We start from the raw sequence: 11,442 nt of genomic DNA, 5'->3' as shown, positions 1-11,442 counted from the left end.
TTATATAATATTAAAAATAAAAATCTAATCATTAATATATGGTGATTAAATGAGAATACTTCTTATTCATTCTGATTATTTAAATTACAATGTAAAGAACAAAACACCTGTAGCCGAAGAGATTGAAGAAGCCAAAATGGAAGGTTCCTTCGATGATTCTCTTGTAGTGTTTACAGCTGTTGAAAAAGACGATGAAAATAATCCTGAAGGTATTGTTAAAAACCTAGTAAGCGAAATTAAGAAAACCAATGATCAAGTTAAAGCTGAAAACATAGTGTTATATCCATATGCCCACTTGTCTTCATCATTGAGTTCACCTAAGGTTGCAGTAAATATCTTGAAGGATGCAGAAAAAGCACTCCTTGATGAAAACTATAACGTTAAAAGAGTGCCTTTTGGATGGTATAAGGCATTTGAAATTTCATGCAAAGGCCATCCGTTAAGTGAGCTTTCAAGAACAATCACTGCTGCTGATGAAGAGGATGCAAAAGTTGAAAGAAAACCTTCAACCTGGCAAATTCTTGAAGGCGATAAAATCACTCAAATTGATGATTTCAACTTTGAAAATCATGCTTTCAAACAGCTTGTTGACTATGAGCTTGGTCGTGGTGCATCTGATGAAGGCGAACCTCCTCACGTCAAATTAATGAGAGAAAAGGAAATCTGCGATTATGAACCTGCTTCTGATGTTGGAAACCTCAGATGGTATCCAAAAGGTAAATTAATCAGGGATTTGCTTGCCGATTATGTTTATGACTTGACTGTTGAGCGTGGAGCAATGCCTGTTGAAACTCCAATCTTCTATGATTTGGACAATCAAGCAATTTATGAACATGCTTATAAATTTGGTGAAAGACAATACAGGACAGACACCAAAAAGAACTTAATGCTCAGGTTTGCAGCTTGTTTTGGAGCATTCAGATTAATGTCTGATTCATATTTGACATGGAAAAATTTCCCTGCTAAAATTTTCGAATTAACCAGATACAGTTTCCGTTATGAGAAAAAAGGGGAAGTTGTTGGTCTTAAAAGATTAAGGGCATTTACCATGCCTGACTGCCACTCATTCTGTTGCGATGTACCTTCCTCCTTGGAAGAGTTTTCCGCTCAAACAGACATGTGTATGCAAACCGGTAAGGATTTGAATCTTGACTTTGAAGTAATTTTTAGAGCAACACAAGACTTCTTTGAAGAAAATGAAGAGTGGATGTATGAAATTGCTCGCAAATTCAATAAACCTATTCTTTTAGAAATCTTGCCTGAAAGACATCACTACTGGGTATGTAAAATAGATTTAGCCAATATTGATGCATTAGGCCGTCCAATCGAAAACCCAACAGTTCAAATTGATGTAGAAAGTGGTAAAAGATTTGACATTACCTATTTGGGAGAAGACGGCGAGCAACATAACCCAACAATCCTGCACACTTCACCAACCGGAAGTATTGAAAGGGTTTTATGTGCAATGCTTGAAAAGACAGCTATTGAAATAAATGAAAAAGCTCCGATGCTTCCTACTTGGGTAAGTCCAATTCAAGCAAGAATATTGACTGTCGGAGAAAGCCACAAGGAATATGCTGAAGAGCTCTATGCAAAAATCAATGCAGCAAACATCCGTGTAGACATCGACGATAGGGATGAAAGCGTAGGTAAAAAAATCCGTAACGCTGCTAAGGAATGGATTCCATACATTTTTGTAGTCGGTGACAACGAAGTTGAATCCGGTAAATTCCAAGTCACTGTTCGTGAAACCGGTGAAAAAGTCGACATGACAGTTGATGATTTAATATCTGAAATTAATGCTAAATGTGAAGGAAAACCTTTCAGAAGATTACCTTTACCAAAAGATATCTCAAAAAGGATTAACTTCCAATAGTTTATTTAAAATAAAATTTATATTATAATATGGAGGAAATTTAATGGACCCAATGTATAAAATAGGAGAAGCTCTTATTGGAGACGGCCCTGAATTAGCACACATTGATTTATTAATCGGTGATAAATTTGGACCAGTCGGTCAAGCTTTCGCTAATGGTTTATCTAACCTTTCTGTAGGCCACACTCCTTTAACAAGTGTAATTAGACCTAACTTAATGACCAAACCAGCTACTTTAATTATTCCTAAAGTAACTGTTGGAGATTTAGATGATGCAAGCAAAATCTTCGGACCTGCTCAAACCGCTGTTGCAAGAGCAGTAGCTGATGCAGTAGAAGACGGATACATTCCAAAAGAAATAGTTGAAGACATTGTTATTAATGTCAGCGTATTCATCGACCCTTCCGCAAAAGATTTCAGAAAAATCTACCAATACAACTACGGCGCAACTAAATTAGCAATCAGAAGAGCAATGGAAGGATACCCATCCATCGAAAAAGTACTTGCAGAAAAAGACCGTGGAACTCACCCAATCATGGGATTCAAAGTCAAAAAGCTTTGGTCACCACCTTACTTGCAAGTTGCACTTGACTTGGATAATGAAGCTGCAATGGAAAGAATTATCAATGATCTTCCGGACAATGACAGAATCTTACTCGAAGCAGGTACTCCACTTGTTAAAAAATTCGGTGTTGGAATCATCGGTAAAATTAGAAGCTTACGTCCTGATGCATTCATTATTGCAGACTTGAAAACTTTAGACGTCGGTCGTGTAGAAGTTAAAATGGCTGCAGATGAAACAGCTGATGCAGTAGCTATTTCCGGTCTCGGTACTGTTGAATCAATTGCTAAAGCTATCCACGAAACTCAAAAACAAGGTATTTACTCTATCCTTGATATGATGAACGTAGCAGGATTTGAAAAGAAATTAGCAAAACTTCCTGAAGATTTAAAACCGGATATTGTATTGTTACACAGAAATGTTGACATGGAAACCTACAGAGCTGAACATGGTGAAGACACTAGTGACATGACCGAATGGGGTAACATTAAAGACATTAAGAAACTCCTCGGTGACAAAGGTCTTGTTGCTGTTGCTGGTGGTATCAAACCTAATAATGTTGAAGAAGCTATCGAAAAAGGTGCAAACATCATTATTGCAGGTAGATACATTATCGGTTCAAGAGATGTAAGAAGAGCTGCTCAAGACTTCTTAGAGCATTTCGACCCAGATCCAGACAACATGAGACTTGCCATGGATGAAGACGAAAACATTGAAGTAAAAGATGACTAGTAAATTAGATTCATTCTAATTTACAACTATTTTTTTTTAAGGAGTTTTTATTATGGGTTTTTGTAATTCATGTGGGAGACCTATTGTGAAAGAGGATTATGGAACCAACAAAGATGGAAGTTTAAACCCGGACTTTTGCATTGATTGTTATCAAAACGGAGAGTATACAGAACCTGACATAACTCTGGAAGAGATGATTGTCAGAAAAACAAAAGAGATGATGGCAAAAAATGATAGGTTACCTGAAACTCACGCAACAGCAATAACCGCCACTTTCATTCCAGGCTTAAAAAGATGGAATCCTGAATTCCAGGATGATTATAAGACTCTTTAAGTCCTGCTTTTTAAAATAAATTCTTTAACTTTATTGGCTATATATTCATCATGATTTTTTGTATTTTTAATGTTATATAGCTCTTCTTCTAATTCATTGTATTTATCGACCAGTTCATTATATTCCAAGCGCAGGGAATCATAATCCTTTTCCAAGCCTTCGTTCTGCTCGTAAATTTCAGCATAACTGGTTCTTGTGCTTATATTTTCATGCTTTAGCTGATCGTACTTATCGGTAATTTTATCAAAACTATCTTTCATGTCCCGTTTTTCTTCTTTTAGGGTAGAACATTTATTTTTGAGATTCTTATTTTCTTCTTTAATGCTTGAATATTTTGTTTTAAGATTTTCATTCTCGGTTTTAATGTTTACGAATTTGGTTTTAAGATTTTCATTTTCAATAATCAGCTTGGAATGTTTGTCTTTTATGTCTTCGTTTTCTTTTTTCAAAACATTGATGTTATCTTCATTTAAATTATCAAATTTATTTTGGATTTTATTCAAAGCATTGTTTTTTTCTTCAAGTTCGTTTTTAAGTTTTTCAATCTCTTTTTCGTATTCCAATGTAGATGGGTTATTAAGCTGTTCTACCAATTCCTTCACTTCCTCTACATGCAGATAGTTAGCTATTTTTAAAGCTTCGTTTTCTTCCTCTATACTTTTAAAATTTTCAATTTCACTTTGGGGGATGATTAGAACTTCTTCCTCGTTTTGATAGATGTCTTCATTTTTAGGAACTGTAATTTGAATCTGTTCTGTGATATATTTCTTTCTCTCACCGTTTTTTAGAGTTCTATTATACTCCCTAGAATATTTTTTTACAGTACCTTTCCCGAATTTCATACTAATCCCCTATTATATAGTATATTTTATTTTTTTGATTTAATAAAGTTACTTATTACTTTTTTATAGAAATATGGTAATTAAGTAATACTTTAATAATATTTATTAATAATAATTGATAAACTTTTTATAATAATTAATGTTAAGGGGTTAAAATGTCTAAATATCAAAAAAAGATGACTTCACTGATATTGCTTGTATTTATTCTATTGCTCGCATCTCAAGTTGCTTTTGCCCAGTCAAATAATGAAACTGGCATCGAGATAGATGACAAATCAAGCATTGTAAATGTAATTGATGAAGAAATAGGCAATAATTTCCAATCGGATGAAGCTTTGGAAGTCACTAATGAGCTAAATGATATTCAAATTAGTGATGTAAATTCATCACAGAATAATGAAGAAATCTCATCATCACAGAATATAACTATTCTTATTGTAAGTGATAACCCCGGTACAAATATTTTAGACTCCTCTTGTAGGGAATTATTTGATGAGTATGACTTAAGTAATGTTAATCTGGTTGTAAGAAGTGGTATTCAAGTTAAGGAAATGGATGAAAGTGAATTCACTGATTTATTGGCAAATTGCGATGGATTCATTGGAGAATGGGTAAGTACAGATGTTGATGCTGTTTTAACAAGTGTTTTGAATAAGAATCCTAGTTTGTCTGATAAAAAGTTATTTTTAATTTTGGAAGCTCCTGTTGGGAATTTAAATTCTGGTTCTTCTTCAATCGGATTGGTTAGGCATTCCACTCTAAACTATAATAAAATATTTGATTCATGTCCTAATGAACGTTTGATTTCATATTTGGAAGGCACAAAAAGAGGAACTGCATATGATAATGTTTTAGCGACCATTAATGAGTATGGTTTTGATTTCAATCCAATGTTTAATAAGATGGTTATCTATAAGGACATTCATGATAAGGAAAATCTGAAAAATCAGATATTGTATGTATTGAATTATTTTGGATTGGATGTAATTGCTAAAGACCCATCATATACGGATTCCCGACCATATGGTATATTTAGAGATAAATGGTATTCATTAGATGAGTATATGGCCGAATTTTATAATCCAAATGCCCGCACAATCGGTATTTTGGAAAGTACAATGTATGTTCCATCACAGTTGCATCCATGCATAGAAATCATAAATTATCTAGAATATAAAGGATACAATGTCATTCCAGTTTTTGCAGCTGGAGCTACTACAGAACAGTTGAAAGTCATGGTTGAATCATTTACCAGTGCAGGAACCGATGTTTCAGGTTTCATAGCCAATTCATCCAATTATAATATTTATGTTGACGCCATCATTTCCGTTGTAGCTTATGGGGTTGGGGGAGAAAATTTCACTACAACCACCAGATTCTTCGAAGAGCTTGGCGTTCCGGTATTCAGAGCTGTTCATTCCGATTACGTTTCTAATGAAGAATGGGAATTGGGAACTACTGGTTTAACTTCTAGCAAAAGTGACAAATGGTGGCATGTAGCTATTGCCGAGGCTCAAGGAATCATTGATGCAACATTCATTGGAGGATCTGCGAGCTATATCTCAAATGTCACCGGTGCCAGAATAGCAACTTATGTTCCTCACACAGGAAACATTGAATTGTTATGTGAAAGGATTGATTCATGGGTTGATTTGCAGTACAAGGCAAATAGTGAAAAACTCATTTCATTAATCTACTATAACTATCCTCCAGGAAAACAAAATATCGGTTCAAGTTATTTGGATACTATCACAAGTATTTATAACATGCTTTATGCATTGAAATATGCTGGATATAATGTTCAAAACTTACCTTCAAATGTCACAGAACTTGAAAACTTAATGTTGAAATGCGGAATAAATGTAGCCACTTGGGCTCCTGGTGAGCTTGAAAAATTGGCAAATCAGTCCGATGTTGTTCTTTTGCCTGTTGATGAATACATCAATTGGTTTAATTCATTACCTGAAATCGTTAAAATCCAAGTAAGAGAAGGACCTATCCCATATATTGGTGAGTTAGCAAAACGGGCTGTTGAATTGAACTATACCGTGACAATTGGAGATACAATTGATGATTGGTACAACCAAATCGTTGCTTTGCTTCCTGAAGAAAAGGCGTCTGAAGCAACTCAAATATTAAAGAATATAGTCCAATCATTAAAAAGATTCACTGAAACTTCCAATGATACTTATTATCAGTTATTTTTACAGTATTATGAAGAATTCAAGAATTTGAATATAGACGGATTAACCGGTTGGGGAGAATCTCCAGGCAATGTCATGGTAGTCACTAGAAACGATATTGGCTACTTTGTAATTCCTGGTTTGAAATTCGGCAATGTTTTCATTGCTCCGGAACCTCAAAGGGGATGGGAGTCAGATGTTGAGAATCTCTATCATTGTACTGCCGTTGCCCCTACACACCAATATTTGGCGGCATATTATTATATGCAAACCTACTACTCTGATGCAATGGTATTTACTGGAAGGCACGCAACTCATGAGTGGCTGCCAGGCAAGGAAATTCTTTTGTCTTCAACAGATTACGGATCTGTTGTTGTAGGTGAGGTTCCTCAATTATATTTCTATATCACAGATGGTTTAGGAGAAGCTATTCAAGCTAAAAGAAGAGGGTTCGCCGTATTGATTTCTCACTTAACCTCTCCACTAGCTTATACTCAGTTATATGGCAATTTAACACTTGCCGCAAGATTAGTCGACCAATATTTAGATTCAAACAATCAAAATTCCAAAGACAGGATAAGCAATGAATTGCGCAATTTGATTGTTGATAATGACTATTCAATGAATCTTGGCTTGTCCAAGGATGAAGTTCTAAACTTGACTTCAGACGATTTGGTAAATAAAGTCAATAAGTTTTTAAAATCGCTTCAGTCTACAATATATCCATTAGGTCTTCATGCAATTGGTAAATATTGGAACGAAAAGGATTTGGCATCGACAGTTTCAGTCATGATGTCATTTGACTTTACCATGGACAATAACAAGGGTGAAACCAACTTATTTGATGAAATTTCAAAATGTTACTTCTCTTCAAATTATGATGGCTTATCAGCTATCGATAGAGAATTTGTATTGAATAAGAGTTATGATATATGTAAGGCTCTAATTTATTGGGATGTTGAAACAGTATACAATTTACTGATAAATTCAAACTCAAATTTCAATACTTTCAACTTACTCGCCTGTTTAAATTTAGCTAAAAGTTATTTAAATTTAATCAATGAAAGTATCGACGCAGAGTTAAATGCAATGCTTGATGGTTTGAATGGTAAATATATCCCAATCAGTGAAGGCGGGGAAATTATAGCAAACCCTAGTATCATGCCGACTGGTAGGAACATGTTCCAGGACCAATCCTGTGAGCTTCCTTCTCAGGAAGCATATGAATATGCTAAGACTTTAGCGCTTTTAACTTTATCAGATTTGAATGACACAACCGAAAAAATCATTATGGGAATATGGTGTGTTGAAACTGCAAGGGATAATGGTGCTTTAGTTGCCTCAGTTCTTTATTTGTTGGGTATGAAACCTGTTTGGACAGATTCTCCAAGTGCAGGAATTGATAATAATCATGATCATGATGATGAATCCACATCTGGTAAAAAGATAAAACCTATACCAGAATTTGTAAAATTGGTTGATTTAGTCCGTCCGGAAGGTTGGGCTAAAAAAAGAATTGATGTGACAGTAATTACAAGCGGTCTTTTCAGAGATTTATACTCTTCTCAAACAATCATATTGGACAATGCATTTAGAGTTGCACTTGCAAGGTCCTACTTAACAATCATCAATAACAATTCTTTAATGAATAGCGAGTATGGTCCTCAAGTAAGGGAAGCTATTGACTATATAATGGAAGGAATTGGATATTACGGTGTAAGCGGTGATTATAGGGAGTCTTTGGAAGACAATTATGTTGCTAAACATTGGCTCGAGGATTGCTTGTACTATTTGAGCATTGGTTATAATGCGACTTATGCAGGAGAATGCGCAATTACAAGAGTATTTGCACCGCCTAATGGTGATTATGGTGCAGGAATATCCAAATTGGTATCAATGTCTTGGACTTGGAACGATACTGATGAATTGGCAGATTTCTATTTGGGAAGAATGGGTAACATGTACTCTAAAAATTATTGGGGAGATACCAATCCTTTAGTATTCTTAAGAGCTCTGTCCAATTCAGATACCATTGTGGCTAGCCGTAATACAAATCAATATGGTGTGCTGGATAATGATGACTTCTTTGATTATTGGGGAGGTTTATCAATGGCTGTTGAGAAAATCTCTGGTAAAACCCCTAAATTTAACGTATTGATGTATGCAAATAGGAACAATCCATATATTGCTCCATTGGAAGAAGTAATGTATCAGGAATTTGCTGCAAGATATGATAATCCAGAATGGATTAAAGGAATGATGGAAGAAGGTTACAGCGGGGCCCGTTATATCTCAAATAAATTTGTCAACGATTTATTCGGTTGGCAAGTTACAAGGCCTACATCCGTAACTAATCAGTTATGGGAGAGAGTTTATGATACCTATTATAATGATAAATATAATTTAGGCGTTACAGACTGGTTGAAAAGTGGAAACAATGCATATTCACTTATTTCAATGAGTGGAACAATGTTAACTTCCATTAAAGATGGGTACTGGAATGCGAATGATGCAACTATAAGAAATCTCGCAAACACCTGGGCTCAGGCCACTGTTCAGAATGGTGTTGCTTGCTGTGATTGTAGTTGCGGTAATATTGCAATGATGCAATGGGCTATGCAATATGTAAATCCAGATATTTTAGCTCAACTATTGCCAAAATTGTATGAGGCGACTCAAAATCCAGTATTTTTAAACAATACTCAAAACGTCCCTCCTGAAAATACGGAAGACCCTTCCAATAGCGAGGCGTCTACTCAAGATCCGGTTGAAGGATCACAGTCTTCAAATACAATAACTTCAAATTCAACAACAAAAAATTCACAAAGCAATTCAAAAAGTTCAAGCAACTCACAAAGCAATGGAAATTCAATAACTGATGGCAACTCACAAGGTCAAGTGGCTTCAAGTGTAGGTGCTGAAGGTCAAACAGGAGTTTCCGAAGGACAATCAGTTGGTGTCGACGGTCAAACATGTGAAATAGGTGGCACCAGTTCAGAAGGCGCAGATGTTAAAAAAGCGGTAGAAATAAATCCACTCACATCTCAATCTGCAAGCGAAGTGGGTCTGTCAATAATTGCAGTGCTTGGAATTTTATGTTTAATAGGCGTCATTGCTTTAGGTTACTTTAGAAATAAGGATGAGGAAGAGAAAATTAAAGATTTGGATAAATTATATAATGATAAAGTTATTTAGGTGTTTAAATGGATGCAATTAGTTTATTATGGCAATTAGGTATTTTATCGGCGGTTTTAATCTTTGGAATTAAATTGGGTTTAGCTACTGGATTAGCAAACATGTCTAAAAGATATCTTTTCCTGGTTTCAATAGGATATGGTGGAGGTGTTTTAATTTTAACTGAAATTGCTTCATTTTACACTACTCAAATTACTGATTTGATTTATTCCTATAATTTTGAATTCTTTTTAATCATGGCAGTCATTATGATATTGGCAGGTATATTTACAATTAGGGAATATAAGGTATTTGAAAGAAATACAACTGCAGCAACATGCATGGCGGTTATTGCACCATGTCCATGTTGTTTTGGGTCAATTCTTGTTAGTATTTTGTTGGTAGCTCCTACAATTGGATTGGGGCTGATGAATTTAAGTATCATAGTGGCTTTGGCATTGGTTTTAACTATTGTGGCAACCTATTTCGCATCAAATTTCCTAATAAAATTTATAAATAAGCCTTATCCAATAGTTTTAGGTAATTTCATGTTCTTTTTAGGAATTTACTTCTTATTGTCAGCATTATTCCTTCCAAACATCACAGCCATGATCCAAAATCCTATGGATGCCATATCAATAGCTTCTGTTGATTATGTGAGCATTGCAATAATCGTTATATTGGCTTTCATGGCAATCGGTGGAATAATTTCAAAGAAAAATACTAATTTCAGGTGATTATTTATGGTTACAACAGTTCCGGGCAGTGAAATTATTACTTCTGGGTTGAATATGATTTCCCAGAGCTTACAAATTCCAGTTATAATATTTTTGGTCATTTTTGCAATTTTTGCAGTAATCACATTGGGAGGGTTGGTATCTGAATATACCTCTAGAAAGAAGATTTCAGTAGATTCACTTGAAAAGATTATTTATTCCATATCAAATGCCTCATCTTATGACGAAATTTTAAATATTGTTAAAAATTCTAGAATATACGAGTCTCAAAAAGTGATTTTAATCAAGGTTTTGCGTGCAAACACATTGTCTGAAGATGCCAGGCATACTTTAGCCAGAAAATTGATTGAAGCAGAAGAAAACAAATTTGCAAAAAAAATCGAGAAAACAGATATCGTAACCCGTATCGGTCCGACATTAGGGTTGATGGGAACTTTAATACCGATGGGTCCTGGTCTTGCGGCATTGGGCGCAGGTGATGTCAATACATTGGCAAATGCAATTATAGTGGCATTTGACACCACTGTTGTTGGTATCGGTTCTGGTGCAGTCGCATACTTTGTATCTAAAGTAAGACGCAGATGGTATGAAGAATATTTGTCTGATTTGGACGCATTGACTGATGTCATATTGGATAAATTGAAAAATTAGGGTGTTTAAATGGTTAGAGAGAAAAATAAGAAGAGATTTGCAGAAGGGGAAGAAGACCCGATGGCTGGAACAACAAATCTTGTTGATGCAATGCTTGTTATTGCAGTAGGGCTGTTGATTTTTGTTGTAATCAGTTGGAATATGCAAAGTGTAGTGTTCCAGGATAATTCCCAAAGCCAAAACCAGGCCATTCAAGACTCACAGCAAGTCACTGAAGTTAGTGAAGGGCAAGTCTTAAACGAAACACCTGATACAACTGACAGTTCTGGACAGGGATATATGGAAATGGGAAAAGTCTATAAAGATCCTTCCACGGGAAAATTAATCATGGTTGAAGGATGATTTTGCTTT

The 11,442-nt window shown here is 35.1% G+C and carries 8 protein-coding genes; 7 read left to right on the top strand and 1 reads right to left on the bottom strand.

Translation table 11 applies throughout. The features are described from left to right. Positions 1–49 precede the first annotated feature (49 nt). Genes Q0W25_RS00260 through Q0W25_RS00250 form a run of 3 tightly spaced genes read left to right on the top strand, consistent with a single transcriptional unit; the run spans position 50 to position 3,504 of the window. Positions 50–1,876: a threonine--tRNA ligase gene (locus Q0W25_RS00260; RefSeq protein ID WP_298517420.1), complete on the top strand. Its 1,827-nt coding sequence runs from the start codon at positions 50–52 to the stop codon at positions 1,874–1,876. Positions 1,877–1,928: 52 nt separating this feature from the next. Continuing rightward, a complete protein-coding gene (locus Q0W25_RS00255; RefSeq protein WP_297827853.1) occupies positions 1,929–3,170 on the top strand; it encodes a bifunctional 5,6,7,8-tetrahydromethanopterin hydro-lyase/3-hexulose-6-phosphate synthase in 1,242 nt (413 codons plus the stop codon). 52 nt (positions 3,171–3,222) lie between these two features. Beyond that, on the top strand, positions 3,223–3,504 hold the full coding sequence (locus Q0W25_RS00250) for a zinc ribbon domain-containing protein (RefSeq protein WP_298517417.1): 282 nt from the start codon (positions 3,223–3,225) through the stop codon (positions 3,502–3,504). On the opposite strand, the gene Q0W25_RS00245 is transcribed toward Q0W25_RS00250, so the two are convergent. Further along, entirely contained in the window at positions 3,501–4,346 is an 846-nt protein-coding gene (locus tag Q0W25_RS00245) for a phosphoserine phosphatase (RefSeq protein ID WP_298517414.1), read from the bottom strand. The two genes, Q0W25_RS00250 and Q0W25_RS00245, sit on opposite strands and share 4 nt — an antisense overlap. 155 nt (positions 4,347–4,501) lie before the next feature. Between Q0W25_RS00245 and Q0W25_RS00240 the strand changes: the two genes are divergently transcribed. Genes Q0W25_RS00240 through Q0W25_RS00225 form a run of 4 tightly spaced genes read left to right on the top strand, consistent with a single transcriptional unit; the run spans position 4,502 to position 11,433 of the window. Then, positions 4,502–9,724 (top strand): cobaltochelatase subunit CobN, encoded by a 5,223-nt coding sequence (locus Q0W25_RS00240; RefSeq protein WP_298517412.1) that lies wholly within the window; start codon positions 4,502–4,504, stop codon positions 9,722–9,724. Between the two features lie 8 nt (positions 9,725–9,732). Further along, positions 9,733–10,440 (top strand): DUF2162 domain-containing protein, encoded by a 708-nt coding sequence (locus Q0W25_RS00235; protein ID WP_298517409.1) that lies wholly within the window; start codon positions 9,733–9,735, stop codon positions 10,438–10,440. A 6-nt stretch (positions 10,441–10,446) separates the two neighbouring features. Next, positions 10,447–11,091, top strand: coding sequence for a MotA/TolQ/ExbB proton channel family protein (locus Q0W25_RS00230; protein ID WP_298517406.1), 645 nt, complete (start codon positions 10,447–10,449; stop codon positions 11,089–11,091). Positions 11,092–11,100: 9 nt separating this feature from the next. Beyond that, the gene (locus Q0W25_RS00225) at positions 11,101–11,433 is read left to right on the top strand and encodes a DUF2149 domain-containing protein (RefSeq protein ID WP_298517403.1); all 333 of its coding nucleotides are present in this window, start codon (positions 11,101–11,103) and stop codon (positions 11,431–11,433) included. Positions 11,434–11,442: the final 9 nt, after the last annotated feature.

Source organism: uncultured Methanobrevibacter sp. (assembly GCF_947166415.1).
GTDB lineage: Archaea > Methanobacteriota > Methanobacteria > Methanobacteriales > Methanobacteriaceae > Methanocatella.
This window is presented reverse-complemented; position numbering and strand designations above follow the sequence as displayed.